At 34.5% G+C, this 25320-nt stretch carries 22 protein-coding genes; 18 read left to right on the top strand and 4 right to left on the bottom strand.

The features are described from left to right. Positions 1 to 2: 2 nt before the first annotated feature. A complete protein-coding gene (locus tag K7G79_RS03575; RefSeq protein ID WP_223549219.1) occupies positions 3 to 896 on the top strand; it encodes a bile acid:sodium symporter family protein in 894 nt (297 codons plus the stop codon). A 4-nt stretch (positions 897 to 900) separates the two neighbouring features. Next, a complete protein-coding gene (locus K7G79_RS03570) occupies positions 901 to 1944 on the top strand; it encodes a lysophospholipid acyltransferase family protein (RefSeq protein ID WP_223549217.1) in 1044 nt (347 codons plus the stop codon). Between the two features lie 71 nt (positions 1945 to 2015). On the opposite strand, the gene K7G79_RS03565 is transcribed toward K7G79_RS03570, so the two are convergent. Together K7G79_RS03565 and K7G79_RS03560 are read right to left on the bottom strand one after the other, a co-directional pair. Beyond that, complete coding sequence (locus tag K7G79_RS03565) at positions 2016 to 2393, bottom strand: PUR family DNA/RNA-binding protein (RefSeq protein WP_223549215.1); 378 nt, start codon at positions 2391 to 2393, stop codon at positions 2016 to 2018. A gap of 172 nt (positions 2394 to 2565) precedes the next feature. Continuing rightward, positions 2566 to 4329 (bottom strand): ABC transporter ATP-binding protein, encoded by a 1764-nt coding sequence (locus tag K7G79_RS03560; RefSeq protein ID WP_223549213.1) that lies wholly within the window; start codon positions 4327 to 4329, stop codon positions 2566 to 2568. A 174-nt stretch (positions 4330 to 4503) separates the two neighbouring features. Here K7G79_RS03560 and nusB point away from each other — a divergent pair, with 174 nt between their 5' ends. The 3 genes from nusB to yajC all read left to right on the top strand — a co-directional run bounded on the left by nusB (position 4504) and on the right by yajC (position 6302). Then, on the top strand, positions 4504 to 5448 hold the full coding sequence (gene nusB, locus K7G79_RS03555; RefSeq protein ID WP_223549211.1) for a transcription antitermination factor NusB: 945 nt from the start codon (positions 4504 to 4506) through the stop codon (positions 5446 to 5448). Between the two features lie 81 nt (positions 5449 to 5529). Then, the gene (locus tag K7G79_RS03550) at positions 5530 to 6012 is read left to right on the top strand and encodes a DUF1573 domain-containing protein (protein ID WP_223549209.1); all 483 of its coding nucleotides are present in this window, start codon (positions 5530 to 5532) and stop codon (positions 6010 to 6012) included. Positions 6013 to 6014: 2 nt separating this feature from the next. Then, entirely contained in the window at positions 6015 to 6302 is a 288-nt protein-coding gene (gene yajC / locus K7G79_RS03545) for a preprotein translocase subunit YajC (RefSeq protein WP_223549207.1), read from the top strand. 232 nt (positions 6303 to 6534) lie between these two features. Here yajC and pepT read toward each other — a convergent pair whose 3' ends face one another. Continuing rightward, positions 6535 to 7803 carry a peptidase T gene (gene pepT, locus K7G79_RS03540; RefSeq protein ID WP_223549205.1) on the bottom strand — a complete coding sequence of 423 codons (1269 nt, stop codon included), beginning with the start codon at positions 7801 to 7803 and terminating at the stop codon, positions 6535 to 6537. 214 nt (positions 7804 to 8017) lie between these two features. Here pepT and K7G79_RS03535 point away from each other — a divergent pair, with 214 nt between their 5' ends. Further along, the gene (locus tag K7G79_RS03535; RefSeq protein WP_223549203.1) at positions 8018 to 9049 is read left to right on the top strand and encodes a quinone-dependent dihydroorotate dehydrogenase; all 1032 of its coding nucleotides are present in this window, start codon (positions 8018 to 8020) and stop codon (positions 9047 to 9049) included. Here the strand turns inward: K7G79_RS03535 and K7G79_RS03530 are convergent. Further along, entirely contained in the window at positions 9035 to 9958 is a 924-nt protein-coding gene (locus tag K7G79_RS03530) for a spondin domain-containing protein (RefSeq protein ID WP_223549201.1), read from the bottom strand. The two genes, K7G79_RS03535 and K7G79_RS03530, sit on opposite strands and share 15 nt — an antisense overlap. Before the next feature lie 90 nt (positions 9959 to 10048). Between K7G79_RS03530 and K7G79_RS03525 the strand changes: the two genes are divergently transcribed. The 12 genes from K7G79_RS03525 to K7G79_RS03470 all read left to right on the top strand — a co-directional run bounded on the left by K7G79_RS03525 (position 10049) and on the right by K7G79_RS03470 (position 25278). Continuing rightward, positions 10049 to 10912 (top strand): hydroxymethylglutaryl-CoA lyase, encoded by an 864-nt coding sequence (locus tag K7G79_RS03525; RefSeq protein WP_223549200.1) that lies wholly within the window; start codon positions 10049 to 10051, stop codon positions 10910 to 10912. Between the two features lie 170 nt (positions 10913 to 11082). Continuing rightward, positions 11083 to 12273, top strand: a complete 1191-nt coding sequence (locus K7G79_RS03520; RefSeq protein ID WP_223549198.1) for a hypothetical protein — start codon at positions 11083 to 11085, stop codon at positions 12271 to 12273. A 95-nt stretch (positions 12274 to 12368) separates the two neighbouring features. After that, positions 12369 to 12896, top strand: a complete 528-nt coding sequence (locus K7G79_RS03515) for an FMN-binding protein (protein WP_223549196.1) — start codon at positions 12369 to 12371, stop codon at positions 12894 to 12896. Then, positions 12897 to 13391 carry a hypothetical protein gene (locus K7G79_RS03510; RefSeq protein ID WP_223549194.1) on the top strand — a complete coding sequence of 165 codons (495 nt, stop codon included), beginning with the start codon at positions 12897 to 12899 and terminating at the stop codon, positions 13389 to 13391. It abuts the gene before it with no gap. Positions 13392 to 13460: 69 nt separating this feature from the next. Continuing rightward, a complete protein-coding gene (gene guaB / locus K7G79_RS03505; protein WP_223549192.1) occupies positions 13461 to 14933 on the top strand; it encodes an IMP dehydrogenase in 1473 nt (490 codons plus the stop codon). Positions 14934 to 15290: 357 nt separating this feature from the next. Next, positions 15291 to 17243 carry a peptidylprolyl isomerase gene (locus K7G79_RS03500; protein ID WP_223549190.1) on the top strand — a complete coding sequence of 651 codons (1953 nt, stop codon included), beginning with the start codon at positions 15291 to 15293 and terminating at the stop codon, positions 17241 to 17243. 62 nt (positions 17244 to 17305) lie between these two features. Next, on the top strand, positions 17306 to 18160 hold the full coding sequence (locus K7G79_RS03495; protein WP_370634188.1) for a peptidyl-prolyl cis-trans isomerase: 855 nt from the start codon (positions 17306 to 17308) through the stop codon (positions 18158 to 18160). Next, positions 18123 to 19574, top strand: a complete 1452-nt coding sequence (locus K7G79_RS03490) for a peptidylprolyl isomerase (RefSeq protein ID WP_223549189.1) — start codon at positions 18123 to 18125, stop codon at positions 19572 to 19574. Before K7G79_RS03495 ends, K7G79_RS03490 begins: the two co-directional genes overlap by 38 nt. A 3-nt stretch (positions 19575 to 19577) precedes the next feature. After that, on the top strand, positions 19578 to 20531 hold the full coding sequence (locus K7G79_RS03485; RefSeq protein WP_223549187.1) for a MoxR family ATPase: 954 nt from the start codon (positions 19578 to 19580) through the stop codon (positions 20529 to 20531). 31 nt (positions 20532 to 20562) lie between these two features. After that, positions 20563 to 21684: an acyltransferase family protein gene (locus K7G79_RS03480; protein ID WP_370634187.1), complete on the top strand. Its 1122-nt coding sequence runs from the start codon at positions 20563 to 20565 to the stop codon at positions 21682 to 21684. Position 21685: 1 nt separating this feature from the next. After that, positions 21686 to 22831: an acyltransferase gene (locus tag K7G79_RS03475; RefSeq protein ID WP_223549183.1), complete on the top strand. Its 1146-nt coding sequence runs from the start codon at positions 21686 to 21688 to the stop codon at positions 22829 to 22831. Positions 22832 to 23010: 179 nt separating this feature from the next. Then, the gene (locus tag K7G79_RS03470) at positions 23011 to 25278 is read left to right on the top strand and encodes an aconitate hydratase (RefSeq protein WP_223549181.1); all 2268 of its coding nucleotides are present in this window, start codon (positions 23011 to 23013) and stop codon (positions 25276 to 25278) included. Positions 25279 to 25320 lie beyond the last annotated feature (42 nt).

Raw genomic sequence — 25320 nt, 5'->3', positions numbered from 1 at the left:
CTATGTTGGAAATAGATCAAGTAAAAATTAATTTCGACGGTACAGGTTTATGGGTGTTAAATATAGCACTCGCAGTAGTTATGTTTGGTGTTGCACTGGGTATTACAGTTGATGATTTTAAGCAGCTGCTACAAGCACCAAGGATACTCCTGGTAGGGGTTTTGTCGCAATTTTTTTTACTACCATTGATCACTTTTGTTTTAGTACTTTCAATAAAACCCCAACCCAGTATAGCTTTGGGGATGTTTATGGTGGCTGCCTGTCCCGGAGGTAATATATCTAATTTTATGACACACTTAGCCAAAGGAAATACAGCTTTATCTGTAAGCTTAACGGCTTTAGCTACTTTTTTGGCAGTATTTATGACTCCATTAAATTTCCAGTTTTACGGTAGTTTTTATCAACCCACGGCCCACCTATTAAAGACCGTGGAAATTGATTTTTTTGAACTCTTTAAGCTTGTGGTTTTAATTCTTGGAATTCCATTAGTATTGGGAATGATTTTTCGCTATAAGAATGAATTTGTGGCCATAAGGGTATCAAAATTATTAAAGCCTTTTTCCATTATGGTGTTTGGTGTTATAGTGATTTTGGCTTTTACTAAAAATATAGATGTTTTTAATGCATATATACATAGGGTATTTACCTTGACCGTATTTCATAATATGGTGGCATTACTTTTAGGTTTTATGGTAGCCTATTTATTTAAATTGTCATTTAAAAATAGAAAAACAATAACTATTGAGACCGGTATCCAAAATTCTGGATTGGGCTTATTGCTTATTTTTACTTTTTTTGACGGATTGGGGGGCATGGCCATTTTGGCTGCCTTTTGGGGTGTCTGGCATATTATTTCAGGCTTGATATTGGCGTCTTATTGGTCTAACAAAACTTAGTGGTTTGGGAAGTGTTTTGGGAAAATTATGGTTACATACTATACGTGCTTATTTAAGGATAGGGCTGTTCTTCTACTTTAAAGAAATTAGGATTGTTAAATACAGTAATGTGCCAAAGTATAAACCGGTACTGTTCTTGGCTAATCATCAAAATGCCTTAATTGATGCTTTGCTCATAGCCACAAGGAGTGGTCGATTTTCATATTTTTTAACGCGTGCAGCGGTCTTTAAAAAACCATTGGTAAGTAAACTGCTGCACACGTTTAGAATGTTGCCTGTTTACCGTATTAGGGATGGGTGGAATACATTAACACAAAACAATTCCATTTTTAATACTTGCTCATTATTGTTACAACAAGGCAAGGCAGTTGCTATTTTTCCTGAAGGAAGCCATAATATTATAAGAACCGTACGTCCCTTAAGTAAAGGGTTTACCCGTATTGTTTTTGAAACTTTGGAAAAATATCCTGATACCGATTTACAACTCATTCCTATAGGTTTAAATTTTGAAAAAGCAGATACCTTTCCTGATAGAGTTACTGTTATTTTTGGCAAAGCAATAGCTGCTAAGGATTTTTTGTTGGACGATAAAAATGAAGCCGTAAATCAGTTAAAAACTAGAGTTCATACTGAAATTTCAAAATTAACAACCCATATACCTTCTAAGGATTATAATGCTACTTTAAGTCGATTGGAATCCCTTGGTGCAGATTTTTTAAATCCAGTAGCTGTTAATGATTGTATGGCTAGTAATTTTTCAAATTGTCAGTTCAAAAAGAAATTGCCACCGAGATTCTTAAGCAAGGTATTTAAAGTCTTGTTTGTTGCTCTTTTATTTGCGCCTTATGGTATTTGGAAGTTTGCCGTAGAACCTAAAATAGATGAGGTGGAGTTTGTGTCGACTTTTAGGTTTGCTTTGGCAATAACACTCGTGCCGCTATGGCTTCTTATAGTTTATATTGCATTATTTTTAGCTTTTAACTGGGGTGTGGCAACAGGTTTTTTGGCAATTTCTTTAATAATTATTTTGGTTCGAGTAAAGGCATAAAAAAACCACTAAATAGAATATATTTAGTGGTTTTCAATTGAGTTTAGTTTAGTTGAAAAATTAGTTAGATTTTAAATGTCCTCAAAATCAATATCAGTGAAACTTTCGGTAGATTTAACTGCGTCTTCTGTTATTGCTTCACCGTTTTCTGAATTATTATATTCTTTCTTAAAGTCTTTTTGATGACGTTCGCTAATGACCTCATCACCCTTTTCATTTATAATGTAATCGGTCATTTCGCTTAAGATATCCTTAAACTCAGCGAAGTCTTCCTTGTAAATATAAATTTTGTGCTTTTTGTAGTGAAAAGACCCGTCGTCGTTAGTAAACTTTTTGCTTTCAGTTATGGTTAAATAATAATCGTCTGCTTTTGTTGCACGTACATCAAAAAAATAGGTGCGTCTTCCTGCTCGTAAAACTTTTGAAAAAATTTCCTCTTTCTCCATCATATCATTTATTATTCTTGTTTGTTTAAAATTGATAACTATTATGGTTATAATCACCAAAAATCTAAAAAAAACCGAAACTAACCAACAATTTTTAATTTTTCTTTTTAGAATCTTGGTTTTTATTGTATTTCTATTAAGAGAGGAAGCAGGTTAAATTAGCAATATTGGGTGCTTAAGACTTATTTGCCTCGTTCTCGCTTAGTTGCTTTAAGTAGAGGTGCTTGTAGTAACCTTCTGTGTTTATCAAGCTTTCATGTTTGCCTTCCTGTATAATCTTACCATTATCCAAAACAATAATTTTATCTGCATTTTTGACTGAAGACACTCTGTGGCTAACAATAACCGTTGTTTTATTGGAAGAAATTTTATTCAGGTTTTTGAGTATTTTTTCTTCAGTTTCGGTGTCGACCGCAGAAAGACAATCATCAAACAACAAAATTTTGGGTGATTTAATTATTGCTCGTGCTATAGATACCCGTTGCTTTTGTCCGCCTGAAAGTGTAATGCCACGCTCTCCCAAAACAGTATTGTATCCGTTTTTGAAGTTGGCGATGTTTTTATGCACATAAGCTTTTTTGGCTGCTAGAACAACATCATCGTCGGTGGCATCCTCATTTCCAAATTTAATATTATTCTTAATACTATCTGAAAATAAAAAGGCATCCTGTGGAACATAACCAATACTATTACGCAAATTATTCAGGTTGAGTTGGTCTATGGGGGTGTTATTAATGGTAATGGAGCCAGCATTGATATCATATAACCTACCTATTAAATCTAATATGGTTGATTTTCCAGAACCAGTTTTGCCCAATATGGCCAAGGTTTCACCTTTTTTTATTGTGAAACTAATGTTATTTAAAGCTTGAATATTGGTATCATCATAAACGAAAGAGACATTGCTAAACACAATATCACCATCAATTTCTGTTGGATTTTCCTCCTTGTTCTTAATTTCAGGTTCAAGTTTTAAGAATTCATTAATACGTTTTTGGGAAGCTTCTGCCTGTTGTACGATAGATGTTACCCAACCTACGGTAGCCACTGGCCATGTAAGCATATTTACATAAATGATAAACTCTGCAATAGTACCTAGGCTTTCAATTTCCCCATTTATATACTGCATACCACCAATATATATAACAAGTAGGTTGCTGGCACCAATTAGCAGAATCATCATAGGAAAGAACCAAGCCTGTACACGGGTAAGGCTTATCTGTTTTTCCTTACTTTCCAAAGCTAGCTCATTGAAATTTTTATTGGTTAAAGGTTCAATGCCATAGGCTTTAATAACAGAGATACCACTGAACGATTCTTGGGTATAGGTAGATAGCTTTGAGAGATATTCTTGAACAACAGTACTTCGATGATGAATTTCTTTACTCAATTTATAAATTATAACCGATAAAATGGGTAAAGGCAGTATGGTGTACAATGTAAGTTTAGGAGATGCATTTACCATATAAATAATTACAATAACAAAGAGTGTAACCGTATTAATACTATACATTAAAGCTGGTCCTACATACATACGTACTCTACCTACATCTTCGCTTATTCGATTCATTAAATCGCCTGTCCTGTTTTTTTTGTAAAAGTTTAAAGATAATTTTTGGTATTGGCTGTATACTTCATTTTTTAAGTCGTACTCAATATATCTGGAAACATTTATTATGGTTTGGCGCATGAAGAAGGTAAGAATACCACCAATTAAAGCAGCACCTACAATATATAAAACAGCTTCAATTAACTCGGATTTAAAAACCTCTTTGTTAATCGAACCCTCTAACCCCTTTTCAACTACAACAAATATCTTTTTTACATAGCGAGGGGTGTAAAGCAAAAATATCCTGGCAACAATAGTAATAATAACGCCAATAGTTAGGTAGGTTTTATACTTATAAAAGTATTTATTTAAATGTTGGAGTGCTTTCATTTAAAATGAACAAATCTAATTTTATTTCAAAAAATAAGAAAGCAAAGATACAGCATTTTAAGTAGATGTAATTAATATACTATTTTGAACTGGGTTTTTTAAAATAGTATTATTTTTGTACCGAAAATAAGATTATTAGTATAACATATTTTTATTTAAAGGCTCTTTGTAATTATGCTCAACAGAAGACATATTCGTGTAAAAGTAATGCAATCCATATATGCATTTAGTGGTAGTGCAAGCGACGATTTATCAAAACCCCAAAAGTTCCTTTTGTTTAGTATTGATAATATGTACAACCTCTATCTGTTACTGTTATCACTACTAATAGAAGTTCAAAAAAGAGCAGAAACTGACTTACAAAAAAAGCAAAATAAACACTTAGCAACCCAAGAGGATAAAAATCCAAACCGTAAGTTTGTGAATAATGAATTATTGCACCTTTTAAGGGGCAATAAGCAATTGCAGGAACAACTTGAAGCCCATAAGATAAATAATTGGCAGTTGGATGATGAGTATGTAGATGTAATTTTTAAGGCTGTTATAGCAAGTGATCTCTATGCTACTTATATGCAATCCCGAACCTCTAACTTTAAGGAAGATAAAGAATTTATAATCGATATTTTTAAGGATGTTATTGCACCTAACGATAAACTCTATGATTATATTGAAGACAAACACTTAACTTGGTTGGATGACCTTCCAACAGTTAATACTACCATTTTAAAATTACTTAGGAAAGTGAAGCCCACCGTTTCGGAAGGTTATTTTACACCTAGATTATACAAGGATTTGGACGATAAGCAATTTGCTGTCGATTTATTCAGAAAAACAATCTTAAATACCTCTAAACTTAATAAAGAGATTGAACAAAGGACCAAAAACTGGGATGCAGACCGTATCGCTAATATCGATTTTGTGTTATTACAGATGGCCATTTGTGAGCTTAAGGAGTTTCCGTCCATCCCTGTAAAAGTAACTATTAACGAGTATCTGGAGATTGCCAAGGAATACTCTACACCTAAGAGCAGTATCTTCATAAATGGTATTTTGGATAAGCTGGTTAAGGAGTACCAAGAAGCGAATACATTAAATAAAGTTGGCAGAGGGTTACTTTAATTTTGTTAAGATGTGTAAAAAATTTTTAATCGGGTAAATAATTGTTATTTTTACCAACCAAAAAATTTAAAACCATCTATTATGAAGAAGTTAATTTTAGGATTAAGTGCAATCTGCTTAATTTCTTTTACATCTTGTAAAGAAAATGCAGCAAAAAAAATAGACGAAGATAATTTAGCCCAAGCAGCTGAAAGAGATGCTGTCGCCTCTAAATTCCCAGTTATTGAATTTGACAAAACGGAGCATGATTTTGGTGAAATTGAAGCCAAGACAGCAGTAGAAACAGTGTTTAGTTACAAGAATACAGGCGAGGCACCTTTAGTAATCACAGACATTAAGAGTTCCTGTGGTTGTACCGTACCTAAGGATTGGAGCAGGGAGCCGTTAGCGCCAGGTGACACGGGACAATTTACGGTTAAGTTTAACGGCAGTGGTACCAACAAGGTATCTAAAACCGTTACGGTTACTGCCAATACCGAAAAAGGAACCGAAACAGTTAGAATAACGGCTTTTGTTAAGCCAGATCCAAATAAAACAGCTGCAACAGCAGTACAAAAAAACTAAATATGGGAGAAGGAATGGGCTCTTTTTTGCCCCTAATTTTAATGTTTGTTGTGGTATACTTTTTTATGATAGCACCACAAATGAAACGTGCAAAAAAAGAAAAGAAGTTTGCTGCAGAATTAAAGCGTGGCGATAAAGTGGTTACTAAAAGTGGCTTGCATGGCAAGATAGCCGAATTGAACGATAAGGATAACAGTTGTGTTATTGAAACCTTAGCTGGAAAGTTAAAGTTTGATCGGTCGGCAATTTCTATGGAAATGAGCAATAAAGTGAATGCGCCTGCTAAATAATACCGAGCAGATTATTTAAAAATTCAGGAAAGCTTCCTTTTAAAGGAGGCTTTTTTATTTTTGTCCAATTAATAGCTTTTCAAACCTAAGTAACTTGTTATTGGCTTCTAATTTTTTAATCGAAATTGTTTGGTGGTGTTGTGTTTAAATTTGCAAATACATTTCTAACTAAAAAATCTAAAAGGACTTTCAGAAGCAAGAAAGAACATTAAATACTTACAACACCTATGTTTTAGCGTTTTTTAAAATCCGTTTTATAAGCGCTATTCTTCTCAGCCGTCAACGCTGCTATTTTACAAATAACTTCAGTTGCTTTGATCATACTTTCAACCGGAATGTATTCATAGCGCCCATGGAAATTATGGCCTCCCGCAAAAATATTGGGACAGGGTAGGCCCATATAACTCAATTGTGATCCATCTGTTCCCCCACGAATGGCCTTAATAAGTGGGTCTATATCCAATTGTTTCATGGCTTCTTCAGCAATATCTACAATATGCATAACAGGTTCTATTTTTTCACGCATATTAAAGTATTGATCTTTAATTTTGGTTATAATAACCTCTCGCCCGTATTGGGAATTGATTTCATTGGTTAATTTTAGCATAACCTCTTTTCGTGCTTCAAAATGGGCCTTATCATGATCACGTATAATATATTCAAGTGTTGTTTCTTCTACTTCACCATGCATATTATGTAAATGGAAAAAACCTTGGTAACCTTCCGTATGTTCTGGAGTTTCCATTTTGGGTAAGGAACTAATAAATTCTGTAGCGATGTACATCGAGTTTACCATTTTTCCTTTGGCATAACCTGGATGCACAATTTTACCCTTAACTTTTACCACTGCACTGGCAGCGTTAAAGTTTTCGTATTCCAATTCACCAATTTGACTCCCATCCATAGTGTAGGCCCAATCGGCACCAAATTTTTCAACGTCAAATTTATGGGCACCACGACCTATTTCCTCATCCGGTGTGAAGCCAACCCTAATTTTTCCGTGTTTAATCTCTGGGCTATTGATAAGGTATTCCATAGCCGAGACAATTTCACAGATCCCTGCCTTATCATCGGCTCCTAAAAGCGTAGCGCCGTCGGTGGTAATTAGCGTTTGACCGATATACTGTTTTAGGTCCTCAAAATAATCTGGAGACAATACAATATCTTCTTCTTTATTCAATAAAATATCACCACCATGATAGTTTTCAAAAATTTGGGGATTAACGTTCGTTCCTGTAAAATCTGGACAGGTGTCGAAATGTGAAATAAAACCAATGGTTGGTACTTCATGGTCCACATTGCTAGGTAGGGTTGCCATAATATAGGCGTTGTCATCGATAGTCACATCCTGCATGCCAATAGCTTTAAGCTCTTTTACTAATTTGTGTGCTAAATCCCATTGTTTTTCTGTACTTGGTGTGGTATTGGAATTGGGGTCTGACTGTGTGTCTATAGTAACATAACTTATAAAACGTTTTATAATATCTTCTTTTGAAATCATAGTAAAATAGTAATTGAAATAATAGATAGCTTTTTTAAACCATAAAGTTACGATTATTAATTTTTTTGTCTTTAGCCCAATCCATTTTTATTTACACGATTATAACCTATAGTATTCACATCAGTAATTTATTTTGATAAACATATAATTTTTCATTTTTTACAATGAATTTACAAACGAAAATTTTTATGTATTTTTGCACAAATAATACTGAATGTACAAATTATTACTTCGCCCTCTATTTTTTGCGTTCGACCCAGAAAAAATCCATCATTTCACCTTTTCATTAATAAAGTTTATGTCTAAGATTCCTGGTCTTAAGGAACTCTTTAGAAGTTTGTATGTGCTAAATGATAAACGTTTGGAGCGTCATTTATTTGGGCTAATATTTAAAAATCCTGTTGGGTTGGCTGCTGGTTTCGATAAAAATGCGGTATTATATAATGAGTTGGCCAATTTTGGGTTTGGTTTTATTGAGATAGGTACAGTAACCCCTAAGGCTCAACCCGGAAACCCCAAGAGAAGATTGTTTAGATTAAAGGATGATAAGGGGATTATAAACCGTATGGGCTTTAATAATGAGGGGGTGGAAGCAGCCATTGAACAGTTGAAGAAGAATAGGGGCCAATTGATTATAGGTGGTAATATTGGTAAAAATACGGCGACCAAACCCGAAGATTATACCAAGGACTATCTGGAGTGTTTTAATGCCCTGCACCCCTATGTGGATTATTTTGTGCTTAATGTGAGTTGTCCAAATGTTGGAAGTCATGCCAAGCTGAACGACAAGGACTATTTGGAGGAATTAATTAGTGCCGTGCAAAAGGCCAATGCCAGTTTTGAAAAGAAAAAACCAATCCTGTTAAAGATAGCACCAGATTTGAACAACGGCCAGTTAGATGAAGTCATAGATCTAGTAAAGCATACAAAATTAGATGGCGTTATAGCGAGCAATACTTCTACCGATAGAAATGGTTTAAAAGCATCGAAAGTACAACTGGATGCTATTGGCAATGGTGGATTGAGCGGTCAGCCCATAAAAGATAAAAGTACGCGTGTGATTAAATATTTATCGGAACACAGTAACAAAGCCTTTCCTATAATTGGTGTTGGAGGAATTCATTCGGCTAAGGATGCTTTAGAAAAAATTGATGCAGGTGCCGATTTGGTTCAGGTCTATACAGGGTTTATATATGAAGGACCTTCACTTGTAAAGTCTATAAATAGGGCTTTATTGAAGTGCTAGTTTTAGTGTTTTACTTCTCCCATCAATTGTATTAATTCTTAAAATATAGATCCCCTTGTTTAATTGTGAGAGATCTAACTTAATTATATTAGCAGGTTTTATATGGTTATAGGTTTTTACAAGCTTTCCAATAACATTAAAAACTTCAATGTCTTTAAAAGTTATATTCTGGGAGTGAGAAATAGTTACTTTTCCATCACTTGGATTGGGGTAGATTGATAAATTTTGAAAAGTATCTTCTTTAACATCCAAAACAGATTGTAAGCTAACAGTTAGCGTACCAATAACATTGCCATTAAAAGGTGGTCCATTAATTTTGAAAATACCTACAGGCGGATTACTTGCCATATTATTCGATTCGTAATCAATACCATCATCCGTTCCAGCATCAAAGGCATAGACATCAGTTGAAAAAGAAGGCTTCCAATTGGTATTAGTTTCATTTCTTAAATTTAAACTGTTAATCATTATAAACCAATCTGGACTTGGGGCTACCATTGAAACCAATGTTAACAATGGATAGTTTTCGTTCACTTGGACATTTGTTAGTGTAGCCGTACTAATAGCAGCATGGTTATTAAAAGGCTCTTGCAACCACTGATTAGCCCTATTGGAAGCAATAACAATGTTGACTTCATTTTCAAAATTCGTGTTTGAACCCAATTCGGCAACATTCTTAATTCCTATCGAAGCAGGTTGCCCTTCTTCCAAAAATTCATTAATGACCTTATGTGTTGCGCAAACCAAATCAGACCAATGCGCATTATTAGGAATTGATGTATGATCAGTTTCATTCCAAGTACTGGTAAACGTAAAATTGTATACAGCAAAACTTTGACCATTAACTGTATGGAAAAAGGTTATGGAAAATAAGAAAAGAAAGGCTCCTAATGAATAAAAGTGCTTCATATTAATCTGGAAAAATCAACTCTTATGTCGGCAATAAAGCTTAGGTCTTACAAAAAATAGTGCTATTTTTATCTCGTTATAAAATCAAATATGACCAAGCCAGTCAAAATCATTGAATGCCCTAGAGACGCTATGCAAGGGATTAAACAATTTATACCTACTGAAAAAAAGGTACAGTATATACAAGCCTTATTGCGAGTTGGTTTTGATACTATTGATTTTGGAAGTTTTGTATCACCGAAGGCCATCCCTCAGATGGTGGATACGACAGCAGTTTTGTCCCAACTCGATTTAAGTAAAACTACTAGTAAATTGTTGGCTATTATTGCTAATACTAGAGGCGCCAACGATGCTTGCAAGCACAAGGAAATAGATTATTTAGGCTATCCATTTTCCATTTCAGAAAACTTTCAAATGCGTAATACGCATAAAACCATTGCTCAATCGGTGGTAGTATTATCAGAAATTCTTGAAATTGCCCATAAATATAACAAGGAAGTGGTTGTTTATATTTCTATGGGATTTGGTAACCCATATGGAGACCCATGGAATGTGGAAATAGTGGGTAAGTGGACCGAGATATTGGCCAATATGGGTGTAAGCATACTTTCGTTAAGCGATACGGTAGGTTCAGCGATCCCAGAAACAATATCGTATTTATTTTCAAATTTAATTCCGTTATATCCTAATATTGAATTTGGTGCCCATTTACATACCACACGATCTAGTTGGTTTAATAAAGTTGATGCCGCTTTTAAGGCTGGATGCTATCGTTTTGATGGTGCCATTCAAGGTTTTGGCGGTTGTCCTATGGCTAAAGACGAACTTACAGGCAATATGCCAACCGAAAAACTATTATCTTACTTTACGTCTAACAAAACTAACACACTAAACGCCTTTAGTTTTGAGAGTGCTTTTAATGAGGCTTCCAAAATATTCAATTTTTATCATTAAAAACACATTGGTTAAAATACACATTATTAGAGTGTTATGTTTTTTAATAAAAGTTTATTTAAATTTAATCTAAATAAATTTTGTACAAGTAATTTTGGGTTTTATCTTTGTGGCTATAAACTAACTATTATTTATAATTAATCTAAATAAAAATAAAATTTTATCAAATCATGAAAAAATTAACGTTACTAATTGCACTTTTATTGGTGTCTTTTCTTCAAGCACAAACAGCACAGGATTCTATTACTTTCGATCCCCAAAAGCAGATTAATGCAGCTCAACGTCTTTTATCTGGTAATTATGGTAAAGCCGTCACTGTTGGTGCTTATGGTGAGATAACTTATAACCAGCCAGAGGCAAAAAACGGTGAATTGGATGTACAACGTTTAGTACTTTTATTTGGTTATAAGTTTAATGACAAAACCCAGTTTGTAACGGAATTGGAATTAGAACATGTAGAGGAAGTTTTCGTAGAACAAGCTTTTGTTAATTATGCTATAGCTTCTAATGTAAGCCTTAGGGGTGGTTTAATGTTGGTTCCAATGGGAATTGTTAATGAGTTTCATGAACCAACAACATTTAATGGCGTAGAACGTCCGGCTGTAGATAATGTTATTATTCCAACTACTTGGAGAGAGATTGGAGTAGGGGTTACAGGTAGGTTCAATGATTTGTCTTTAGGTTACCAAGCCTATGTTTTCAACGGTTTTAAATCTACTACTTCTGATGGAGCGGGTGGCTTAAGTGGCTTTTTAAGTGGATCAAGTGGTTTGCGAGGAGGGCGTCAAAAAGCAATTAAGTCTACAATCGATAGTCCTACTTTGTCAGTAAAATTAGATTATTACGGTTTGCCAGGTCTCCGTTTAGGATTAGCTGGTTATACAGGAAAAACACAGGCAGAAGATAATATTGAAGAACTTGAAGGTGCTAATATTGGTATTGCCATGTTGGGACTAGATGCACGCTATGCCTATCAAAGGTTTACCGCTCGTGGTCAGTTTATTTATGCAAGCCTTAGTGATACAGAAGCATACAACATAGCAACCAATAGACCAATTAATCAAGGTTTAGGTAGTGCTTTGCAAGGCTGGTATATTGAGGGTGCTTATAATTTGTTGCCTCTAGAAAAACAGCAACGATTATTTGCGTTTTTGAGGTACGAACAATATGATACACATGCAGATACGGCAGGAAGTTTTGTTAGAAACGATGCCTATAATAGAACGGATATTACCACTGGATTGAGTTACCACATAGCTCCTGGAGTTGTACTTAAAGGGGATTATCAATTTAGGGATAATGCATTGTCTGGTGATAATGTTTCCGATAGGTTAAATTTTGGAATAGGTGTTTGGTTCTAAATAAGGAATTGAATAACAGGTGAAACAAGGTACTCAATATAATTCTAAAAATAGAGTATCTTGTTTCATCACTTTAAAAAGAATACTTTTGCATCATGTGCTTTAAACAAGTTTCGATATTATTATTGGTAATGGTTTTGATGTCTTTTGGTTTGCCAAAAAACATTAAAAAGAAAGTTGATAAAGAAATTAAGGAAACATTTCAGGTAGAAATGTATGCCATTGCCAGTCAAAGTATAGATGAAAGTATATCTAAAGATTTACCTTCAGAATTTAAAGCCGATAATTTTTTTAGAATTGTAGAAAATCATAATTTTTTAGGTTATGCCTATATCGGTCAGGCACCAAGTAAAACGGCACAGTTTGATTACCTAGTATTACTTGATAAGAACCTGATAGTTATTAAAGCAAAGGTATTGGTATATCGCGAGGATTATGGTGGTGAAATTGGTAGTAAACGTTGGCTAAAACAGTTTGTGGGGAAGTCTCAAAACGACGAATTAAATTATGGCGAAAATATTGTTGCAATTTCTGGAGCGACCATATCAGTTCGTTCTATGACTTCAGCAATGAACAATTTGTTAAAATCCTTAAAAATACTCCATTCCAAAAATATATTATAGATGCAAATAAACGGGGTCATAGTTACACTACCAAAGGAAATAAAGTTACTAATAGGTATATTTATAGTGGTTTTAAGTATAGGTTTTTATACTGGTTTACTATTTGTTGGTGAAACATCTTCAGCAAATCCAAATGGTATAGAGGAACAATATTTGGGCAATGAGCATGATGAAGATGTTGAAGTTATGCGTTTTAAGAAGAGTGAACAGGAAATGCTGAGATTGGTTCATAACCATGTCCTGTCCATGGCCATTATATTCTTTTTATTAGGAGTGCTTGTGGCGATTACCAAATTACCAAATAAGTTTAAGCTATTTTTGATGGTCGAGCCCTTTTTCTCTGTAGTATTTACCTTTGGTGGATTATATTTGTTATGGAATGGGATGCTGTGGATGAAATACATAGTTATGATTTCGGGAATTTTAATGACCTTAACATTTACCTTATCGGTTTTTATTGTACTATACCAATTATTTCAAAAGAAACCTGTTTAAAATAGAAGGTTTTTTGTGCAGTGAAAGGAAAAAATATGTAAATTTGCACGCAATTATAACGTAATTGCAATGACTGCACATCAAAATAAGATAGTAGGGGAAGGCCTTACTTACGACGACGTCCTTTTAGTTCCAGCATTTTCAGAAGTTTTACCGCGTGAAGTAAATATCCAAACGAAATTTACACGTAACATTACCATAAATGTACCTATTATTTCGGCAGCTATGGATACGGTTACAGAAAGTAAAATGGCTATAGCCATGGCTCAAGAAGGTGGTATAGGAGTGCTTCATAAAAACATGACTATTGAGGCTCAGGCCATGAAGGTCAGGCGGGTAAAACGAGCTGAAAGTGGTATGATTATAGATCCCGTAACATTGCCGCTTACTGCCGAGGTTATAGATGCAAAGCAGTCAATGGCAGAGAATGGTATTGGGGGTATTCCAATTGTAGATAAAGATGGCACCTTAAAAGGGATTGTTACCAATCGTGATTTGCGTTTTGAACATGACGACAATAAGCCTATTATTGAGGTTATGACTAGTGAAAACTTAGTGACCGCTCCAGTTGGGACATCACTTATGGATGCCGAAGCGATTCTTCAGGCTAATAAAATTGAAAAACTGCTTATTGTTGATGATAATTTTAAATTATCCGGTCTTATCACTTTTAGGGATATCACTAAGCTAAGTCAGAAACCTCATGCTAATAAAGATGAATATGGACGTTTACGAGTAGCTGCTGCTATTGGTGTTACTGCTGATGCAGTTAATAGGGCAGAAGCCCTAGTTAATGCAGGGGTTGATGCTGTTGTAATCGATACAGCACATGGGCATACCAAAGGTGTTGTAGGTGTTTTAAAGGATATAAAGGCCAAATTTCCACAATTGGATGTTATAGTTGGTAATATCGCTACGGGCGAAGCCGCCAAATATTTGGTTGAAGCAGGTGCCGATGCAGTAAAAGTAGGTATTGGACCAGGTTCTATTTGTACAACCCGTGTGGTAGCAGGTGTTGGTTTTCCACAGTTTTCGGCGGTACTTGAAGTGGCTGCTGCTATTAAAGGCAGTGGTGTTCCAGTAATTGCCGATGGAGGTATTCGATATACGGGAGATATTCCAAAGGCTATTGCAGCTGGTGCAGATTGTGTGATGTTAGGATCCCTTTTGGCTGGAACCAAGGAATCTCCAGGAGAAACCATTATTTATGAAGGACGAAAGTTTAAGTCTTATCGTGGTATGGGCTCTGTTGAAGCTATGAAAGAAGGTAGTAAGGACCGTTATTTCCAAGATGTTGAAGATGATATTAAAAAATTAGTACCAGAAGGTATTGTAGGTCGTGTACCATATAAAGGCGATCTATACGAAAGTATCCACCAGTTTATAGGTGGGTTACGCGCTGGTATGGGTTATTGTGGTGCGAAAGATATAAAGACCTTAAAGGATACAGGACGTTTTGTTAAAATTACTGCAAGTGGTATTAATGAAAGCCATCCCCATGATGTTACTATTACCAAAGAGTCTCCTAATTATTCGAGGTAAGGATATTATATTATAAAATTTCAAAAGCATGGCTCTTCGTCATGCTTTTTTTGTTAGAAGCTTTATATAAACCTATGGTTTAATCATAGCTTATGAAATTTTATGGTAACCCTATAGTTCACAATTCATACGAGAATTGCTTTTTAAACGTTATGTTAAACAACTTGTATTATAGGTATATATTGCTATTTTTGTGACTGGCTTAAAAGTTGATATTTAAATAAAATGAACATTAAGAATTTATAAATTTCTTTACCAATTGAAATATCTAAAATTTTTAATGAGAGAAAGGAGCGCTTGCACACGTTCTTGATTTTGTAAAAAATATATTATCAAATAATTAAAAAATTTAAACCTGTGAAATTTAAGTTTTTTTCAATTTTAGTAGTTCTGTGTTTTGTTTTTAAAAGCTATGCCCAAACGGCTACTAATGATATTCTTTTTTCGGTCGATGGAGATCCAGTTTATGTTTCTGAATTTTTAAGGGTTTATAATAAAAATCTTGATTTGGTTCAGGATGAATCCCAAAAGGATGTGGATGAATATTTAACCCTTTTTACAAATTACAAGTTAAAGCTAAAAGAGGCCAAGGCTTTGGGCTTAAATGAAAAAGAAAGCTATAAACGGGAACTCGACACCTATAAAAAACAATTGGCTAAAAGTTATATATCCGATACTAAAGTTACCGATGCTTTGGTTGAAGAAGCTTATGAACGCATTTCACATGATGTTAATGCCAATCATATACTGGTAAGGGTAGATGAAGAGGCAAGTCCGCAAGACACCTTGGCAGCCTATAACGACATACTTAAACTAAGGGAACGTACCATGAAAGAAGGTTTTGAAACGGTAAGAAAGCAGGTGCATAATGGTAAGACTATTTTTGGTGAAGAATTGGGATATTTTACTGGTTTTAAAATGGTGTACAAGTTTGAAAATGCTGCTTTTAATACACCTGTTGGTGAAATCTCCCAACCATTTAGAACACGGTTTGGGTATCATATTGTTAAAGTATTTGATAAAAGAAAATCTAGGGGAGAACGTACCGTAGCCCATATCATGATTGGGTTAAATAGTACTGATGATAATGGAGATCCAGAAATTAGAATTAACGAAATATATAAAAAAATAATCCAAGGAGAAGATTTTGAAGCCTTGGCGAAACAATTTTCAGAAGATAAAAGTTCGGCGTCGAAAGGTGGTCTCCTAAATCCATTTTCTGGTGGACAACTTAGCGCGCCAGAGTTTGAAGAAAAGGCATTTGAATTAGAAAATATAGGAGATGTTTCGCAACCCTTTATGACTAAGTTCGGATGGCATATTATAAAGCTTTACCAAAAAACACCAATTGCACCTTTTAAGATATTAAAGCCAGAATTGGAAGTAAAGGTCAAACGCGATGACAGATCTAAATTGATTGATGAGGCCTTATATAGTAAATTAAAAAAACAATATGATATTAAAGAGGAACAGCCTGCCCTTAATTATTTCACTTCTATTTTAAATGAAAATTATTTTAAAAGAAATTGGGAGCTTCCAAAGGATTTCACCGCTAATAAACATCTGCTAAAAATTGGTAATAATGCGCTTAGTTATAACGATTTTGGACAATATTTGTTAAAAAGCCAACGTAGTTTTCAAAAGAGGGAGCCCTTTACGGTTGTAGTGGAAAAAAACTATGAAAATTTTTTAAACAGTAGTCTAGTTAACTATAAGGAGGATAACTTGGAGTTTGAAAATGAGGATTTTGCCCATATAGTTAACGAGTATCGTGACGGGTTGTTACTGTTCGATCTTATGGAATCTACCATTTGGAATGCTGCAAACGATTCAATTGAAATCCGAGATTTTTACAACAGCCATAAGGCTAATTATTATATTCCAGAAAGTATAAATGCTTTGGTAGCATCTTCATCCAAACAAAAACCACTTAAAAAAGTTGCTAAGTTATTGAATGAAGGCTTGCAAATAGATCAAATTAAAAACTTGGTTAATAGTAACGATAGTATTGAAGTTATTTTTACACAAGGTAATATGGATGCAAATCATCAGTCGGTTCCAAAAGAATATAAATTTAAAAAAGGCTTGTCCAATATATACAAACATAATTCGGGTTATGTTTTAATACAAACAAAAGAGATTCTCCCAAAGTCCCTAAAAACCTTTGAGGAAGCAAAAGGATTGGTGATTAGTGATTACCAAGAATTCAAAGAGGCTCAATGGATAAAAGAACTGAGAAAAAAATATAAGGTTGTTATTAATGCTGACGTTTTAGAAGAAGTTAGAAATGAGGTCAAGAGTAAGCTATAGGCAGACGAGGTTAAAAAAACAGAAAAAGTAATAATTGATTAATTAACAAAAGTAAATCACAAGTGAAATTAAGAATATGGGCCATTATGTTAATATACAGTACTATTGTGTCCTGTAATTTTTTCAAAAAGGTTGATGATCGTGTTGCTATTGCCCGAGTAAATAATTCTTTTTTGTATGAAGACGACATTAAAGGACTTGTATCTGAAGGGGCTTCAAAAGAAGATAGTACACTTTTGGTTCAAAACTATATAAAAAGTTGGGCAACCCAACAATTGTTGTTCGATGGGGCAAAGCTTAATTTAAGTGAAAGTAAGCAGGAAACTTTCAACCGTTTGGTAAACCAATACAAGAACGATTTATTTGCAAAGGCCTATCTAGAGGCTTTGGTGAGTAGAAGCGTGGATACTGTTGTAGGTTATGACGAAGCCCAAGTATATTACAGTGAAAACAAGGATGTTTTTAAATTAAATGAAGAACTTATTAAGTTCCGTTACATTCATGTTATTGAAAGTATAAACAATTTTAATACCATTGAAAAACGTTTTAAGCGGTTTGACATAGAAGATAAAAAAGAACTTGATTCCATTTCCATTCAGTTTAAATCCTATTCTTTAAATGATTCTATTTGGGTAAAAGTAGATCAGGTCTTCGAAAAGATTCCAGCTTTGAATGTGATGAACAAAGACGAATTGTTAAAAAAATCTAATTTTATACAACTCAAAGACTCATTAGGAGTATATTTGATGCAAATTAATGATGTTCTTTTGAGAAACGAAACAGCACCATTAGAATATGTTAAACCTACCATCGACCAAATTGTAATTAACAAAAGGAAATTAGAGCTCATTAAGCAAATAGAAAAAGACATTACAAAAGATGCAATTAAGAATAAACAGTTTGAGATTTTTAAATAGTATAAAGCCATTGATTACTTTTGGCTTAATCGTGTTTGCGGTAAATATAACAGCTGCCCAAGAGATTATCGAAGACGATAAGAAAGAAGACGTAAAGCCCAAAGTACAAATGGACACAGCAAATGCAGTTAAGGTAGACGGTGTTGCCGCGGTAGTTGGCGATTACATAATTTTAGATTCCGATATTCCTAAAAATAGAGCGCAATTAGAAGCTAGTGGCTATAATACCAAGGATATTAAAGATTGTGAGTTAATGGGAAAGCTTTTAGAAGACAAGTTATATGCCCACCATGCCATACAGGATAGTATTGAAGTCTCCGATGCCGAGGTAAGGCAACAGGTCGATTATCAATTAGAGCAGTTCTTGCAGCAAGTTAATGGTTCCATGGAACGCCTTTTAGAGTTCTATAATAAAGATGACGAAAAGAGCCTCAGGGATGAAATGTTGGAGATTAATAAGGCCAATATGTTGGCTAGAAGAATGCAAGCAAAAGTGGTTGAGGAAATTGAGGTGACTCCGGAAGAAGTAAGAACGTTTTTTAATAATATACCTAAAGAAGAACGTCCTTTTTTTGGAACTGCTTTAAAGGTAGCACGTATAGTTGCCAAGCCAAAAGTATCTGAAGAAGAAAAGCAAAAGGTAATCGATAGGTTAAAAGAGTTTAAAGCAGATGTAGAAGAAAATGGAGCTAGCTTTAGGTCTAAAGTTATTTTATATGGGGAAGACCCTGGATTGAAACAGTCGGGGTATAAATATATCTTAAACAGAAAGAAGCCAAGAATGGTTAAAGAGTTTAGGCAGGTAGCATTTTCATTGCAAGAAGGAGAAATATCGGAGCCTTTTGAAACCGATTTTGGATTTCATATTATTCATCTTCAAAAAATTAGGGGGCAGGAATACGATGTCAGTCACCTTTTATTGAGACCCAAGGTCTCTAATGAAGCTATTAGTGAAGCTAAGGAACGTCTAGAAAAGGTAAGGCAACGTATTGTTAGTGGTGATATTTCTTTTTCAGATGCTGCTAGGGAAGTAAGTGATGAAGAAGAAACTCGTGCCGAAGGCGGACAACTCATTAATCCAGAAACCCAAGACTATAATTTTGAGTTGACCAAAATGGATACTGAATTGTATACACAAATACAGAATTTGGAAGATGGGGAAGTTAGTTTGGTATTATCCGATCAAGAAAGAACAGGTGATATTAAGTTTGTGATCTTAACCGTTACGGATAGGGTTGATGAACATGAAGCCGATTATGCCCGTGATTTTTTAAAGATTAAGAAATTGGCACTTCAGGAAAAACAAATTAAGGCCATAGAAAAATGGCAGTCCGAGAAAATTATGGATACCTATATTAAAATAGGTGGAGCATATAGAGATTGTGAGTTTTCTAGTAACTGGTTAAAAAAATAATACATGTCTGATGTTGCTGCCATTGAACAGTTTGTAGAACGTTACAACCAATTAAAAGCTGAAATAGCTAAAGTTATTGTTGGTCAAGATGAGGTAATCAATCAAATATTAATCTCTATATTTTCTGGTGGACATTCCTTATTGATTGGCGTGCCTGGTTTGGCTAAAACCTTAATGGTCAATACGATTGCCCAGGCTTTAGGTTTGGATTTTAAGCGTATACAATTCACACCAGATTTAATGCCAAGTGATATTTTAGGTAGCGAAATATTAGATGAGGACAGACATTTTAAGTTTGTAAAGGGGCCTGTTTTTGCCAATATTATTCTGGCAGATGAGATTAACCGTACACCGCCAAAAACCCAAGCGGCTTTATTAGAGGCTATGCAGGAAAGGGCTGTAACTGTAGCTGGACATCATTATAAGTTAAGCTTACCTTATTTTGTTCTTGCTACCCAAAACCCTATAGAACAGGAAGGGACCTATCCCTTGCCCGAAGCACAGCTGGATCGATTTATGTTTGCTATTAATTTGGGTTATCCCTCTTTTGAAGAAGAGGTACAGGTAGTAAAAACAACAACAACCGATGTGGAACATAAGGTGGATGCCTTATTTACTGCTCAAGAAATAATAGATTTCCAACATTTAATACGCCGTATACCAGTAGCCGATAACGTTATTGAATATGCTGTATCTATGGTAGGTAAAACTAGACCTGAAGGAAATACGGTTAACGATTTGATAAAAACCTATATCGATTGGGGTGCAGGGCCAAGAGCCTCTCAAAACTTGATATTGGCCGCAAAAACCCATGCTGCCATTCATGGTAAATTCTCGCCAGATATGGAAAATGTACAGGCTGTAGCCCATAGTATTTTAAGGCACCGCATTATTAAAAATTACAAAGCTGAGGCTGAAGGTATAACAGAAAGCCAGATTATTGAAAGTCTATTTTAATAAAAAAATGCTACATTGATACTTGTTTTCAATGTATCAAATGAAGTCAGATAGAATATTTGGTCTGGATTGCTTAAGGGCTTTGGCAATAGGTCTGGTCATTTTATCCCATTGTACTTTTTTATTGTTCCCTAAAAATGTAACTATTGTTCTGAGTATTTTCAGATTGATGGGAGCTATAGGTGTTGATTTGTTTTTTGTGTTGAGCGGCTACTTAATTGGTGGCATATTGCTTAAAATGATGAACAGTGATGACTTAAATTGGTCAAAATTGTTACGATTTTGGAAACGACGTTGGTTTCGTACATTGCCCAATTACTTTCTTATTTTGTGTGTCAATATTGTATTAGCTTTCCTAATTGGATTGAAACTACCTAAAGAAACTTTTCTTTATGGTTTATTCCTTCAAAATTTTGCATGGGAACACCCTAATTTTTTTACTGAAGCTTGGAGCCTATCAATTGAGGAATTTGCATATTTGCTTTTGCCCTTGCTTCTTTTTTTGACATCAATTCTAAAGAAAAAAAATAGTGGAAAACTGTTTTTTTTAACTTCTTTGGCAACTATTGTGTTACTTACAATTCCTAAAATTTACTATTATTTTAATGCTGATGCAATTAGCTATTCAGACTGGAGCTTATCGTTTAGAAAAGTAGTTGTTTATCGAATGGATAGTATTTATTATGGGTTTTTAGCTGTATATACTATTACCTATTATAAAAATTTAGTGCAAAAACATAAAAATATTTTATTTCTATCAGGTGTATTTATGTTTCTTCTACTACACTCATTAATTTTTATATTCAAAATTTTACCTGAAACCCATTTATGGTTTTATTCCTTTTTGTATTTACAGGTAGTGTGCATTTCTTTATTGCTATTATTTCCATTGTTTTTGGATCTAAAAGGAAAAGGGAAATATAAAAAAGCAATTGAGTTTGTGAGTACAAGGTCTTATGCGATGTATTTGATTAACTATTCTTTTCTCTTGCTCAATTTACAGTTGTTTATTGATGTTGAAGCCCTAGAAATGTTAGTGAAAGTCTGTCTTGTTTTACTATTTTTAAGTACTACTATTTTTGTGTCAAATCTCATATATGTTTATTTTGAAAAGCCTATTTTAAGATTTAGAGACCAAAAAATTCCTAGATAAATTGAAAAACAATACACCGAGAATATATGGTTTAGATGTCATGCGGGCAATAGCCATTGCAATGGTAGTTTTGTCGCATACTGGCTATATTTTTCAAAATTATGATAATGTGTTGGTTACGAGTTTGCAAGGTATGGGCTTGCAAGGGGTAGAAGTGTTCTTTGTCCTTAGTGGATTTTTAATTGGTGGCATTCTTTTAAGGTTATTAAAAACAGCATCATTTTCTGGAAAAAGTATGCTTTATTTTTGGGTTAGGCGTTGGTTTAGGACTTTACCATTATATTTTTTAGTGCTATTAATAAACATCGTTATTGCTATTTTGGTAGAATATAAATTGCCGCATGACCTATGGAAATATATATTTTTTCTTCAAAATTTTAATGGGCGCCACATTCCATTTTTTCCTGAGTCATGGAGTTTGTCAATAGAGGAGTATGCCTATCTTTTGGCTCCTATATGTCTTTATGTTTTATGTAAGCTATTTAAGAAGGTTAAGAAAAAGGATACATTGTTTTTATGGGCTTCGGTTTTGTTGGTGCTTCTCTTTTTAGTTTCTAAACTATTATATCATGTTAAGGCCGTCGATACATATCAGTCTTTGGAATTATGGAATTCTAACTTAAAACCCATAGTAGTTTATAGGTTAGATAGCATTTTCTATGGTTTTATATTGGTATATTACTTTAACAAATACAAGAAGCGTATTGAAAAATTAAAAGATTTGCTTTTCTTTTTAGGTATATTTTTAATTGGGTTACTATTTATAATAATGCCTATGATGGGTATAAGTATAGAAAAAATACCATTCTACTGGAATGTGATGTTGTTGCCTTTAAATTCAATAGCAATCTGTTTTTTATTGCCCAAGTTTTACTTTTTAAATGTACCACTACCATGGCTTTCTGAAATTATTAAAAACATAAGTATATACTCATATGCCATGTATCTGTTGCATTATACATTTGTACTGTATTTGATGCAATTGTTTGTTGGTTTTAGCAACTTAAGTATGCTTGAATGTATAGTTTGTACACTCATTTATCTAATAATTACTTATTTGTTTTCCAAGGCGGTGTATAATTATTTCGAAAAGCCCATGACCAATTTAAGGGATGATTTAAGAATCAAAAATATTTTTAACGCATAAACTGTTAAAAAGCTATTTTGTGTCCTAAAAATTGAGAATATTTTAATCTATATTTATTCATAATAATGCTATAATAAATTTGTATGGTTTGCTAGTATTCTTAAGCCTTTATTTTTAAAACTTTGCATTAATTTTGTACTTTGCGACACTTAAAAAAATCTAATAAATAAATTAAGGATATGGCATTTGACATTGATATGATTAAGGGTGTTTACGACCGAATGGCCGAACGTATAGATAAAGCCCGAGAAGTGGTTGGTAAACCACTAACACTTTCAGAAAAGATTTTATATAATCATTTGTGGGAAGGAGTTCCTACAAAGGCTTTTGTAAGAGGAAATGATTATGTTGACTTTGCGCCCGATAGAATTGCTTGTCAAGATGCTACAGCCCAAATGGCCTTACTTCAGTTTATGCAAGCAGGAAAAAGTAAGGTTGCGGTGCCTACTACAGTACATTGCGATCACTTAATACAAGCGAAAGAAGGGGCTACTGTAGATTTAAAACATGCTAATAATGTAAGCAGTGAAGTTTTTAACTTTTTAGAGTCTGTTTCTAACAAATATGGTATTGGATTTTGGAAACCAGGTGCTGGAATTATTCATCAGGTTGTTTTAGAGAACTATGCATTTCCAGGAGGTATGATGATAGGGACCGATTCGCATACGGTTAATGCCGGTGGATTGGGTATGGTAGCCATTGGTGTAGGTGGAGCCGATGCTGTCGATGTTATGGCCGGTATGGCATGGGAGCTTAAGTTTCCAAAGCTTATAGGAGTTAAATTAACAGGTAAGCTTTCTGGTTGGACCGCACCTAAGGATGTTATTCTTAAAGTCGCTGAAATACTTACTGTAAAAGGAGGAACGGGAGCTATTGTGGAATATTTCGGTCCAGGTGCTACTGCAATGTCATGTACGGGTAAAGGAACCATTTGTAATATGGGAGCAGAAATTGGGGCAACAACTTCTACCTTTGGTTACGACGAATCCATGGAGCGTTATTTGAGGGCAACCGATAGAGCTGATGTTGCTGATGCTGCCAATAAGGTGAAAAATTATTTAACTGCAGACACTGAGGTTTATGCCAATCCAGAACAGTTTTTTGATCAAGTTATTGAAATCAATTTATCAGAATTAAATCCGTTATTAAATGGACCGTTCACACCAGACTTATCTACTCCTGTAGGTAAAGCTATGACCGAAAAGGCTAAAGCCAATGATTGGCCGATTAAAGTAGAATGGGGGCTAATAGGGTCTTGTACCAACTCATCTTACGAAGATTTGTCCAGAGCATCATCTATTGCACAGCAAGCACTCGATAAAGGTTTGAAAACTAAAGCCGAATTTGGAATTAACCCAGGTTCAGAACAAGTACGATATACAGCAGAACGGGATGGTATTCTTGAGGTATTTGAAAAATTGGATGCTAAAATATTTACTAATGCTTGTGGACCATGTATTGGGCAATGGGCTAGATACAACGATCCAAAAAATGCACCAAAAAATAGCATCGTACATTCATTTAACAGGAACTTTGCCAAGCGCGCAGACGGTAACCCTAATACCCATGCTTTTGTGGCATCACCAGAATTAACGGCAGCTATTGCTATTGCAGGTCGATTGGATTTTAATCCGTTAACTGATAAGCTGATTAATGAAAATGGTGAAGAAGTTATGTTGGATGAGCCAACAGGATGGGAATTACCTCCAAAAGGTTTTGCTGTTGAGGATAGTGGGTATTTAGCTCCTGTTGAAGATGGAAGTGAGGTTCAGGTTATCGTTGATGAGAATTCTGAACGTTTGCAGCTGCTAACGCCTTTTGAACCAATTGGTGATACCATTGTTGGAGCAAAATTATTGATTAAGGCAAAGGGTAAGTGTACCACAGACCATATTAGTATGGCTGGTCCTTGGTTACGTTTTAGAGGGCATTTGGATAATATTGCCAACAACACCTTTATAGGTGCTGTAAATGCCTTTAATGATAAAACCAATTTTGTTAAAAATCAACTAACAGGAGAATATGGAGGTGTGCCAGATGCTCAACGTGAGTATAAAAAAGCGAATATTAAAACCATTGTAGTTGGAGATCATAACTACGGCGAAGGATCTTCGCGTGAGCATGCGGCTATGCAGCCAAGACATTTGGGTGTTGCTGCGGTAATTGTGAAATCATTTGCACGTATACATGAAACCAATTTGAAAAAACAAGGGATGTTAGGTTTAACATTTGCCAATGAAAGTGATTATGACTTAATTCAAGAGGATGATACCTTCAACTTTTTGAACCTGAATGAGTTTGCTCCTAATAAACCGTTGACCATTGAAGTGGTACATGCCGATGGAAGTAAAGCTATTGTAGAAGCAAACCACACCTATAACAATGCACAAATAGAATGGTTTAAGGCAGGGTCAGCTTTAAACTTAATTAAAGAGCAAAACGCTTAATAAAATTAGCTATTTAGAGTATATTTAGACCTGTTAGGTGTT

The organism is Aestuariivivens sp. NBU2969 (assembly GCF_019931125.1).
Taxonomy (GTDB): domain Bacteria; phylum Bacteroidota; class Bacteroidia; order Flavobacteriales; family Flavobacteriaceae; genus Aestuariivivens; species Aestuariivivens marinum.
This window is presented reverse-complemented; position numbering and strand designations above follow the sequence as displayed.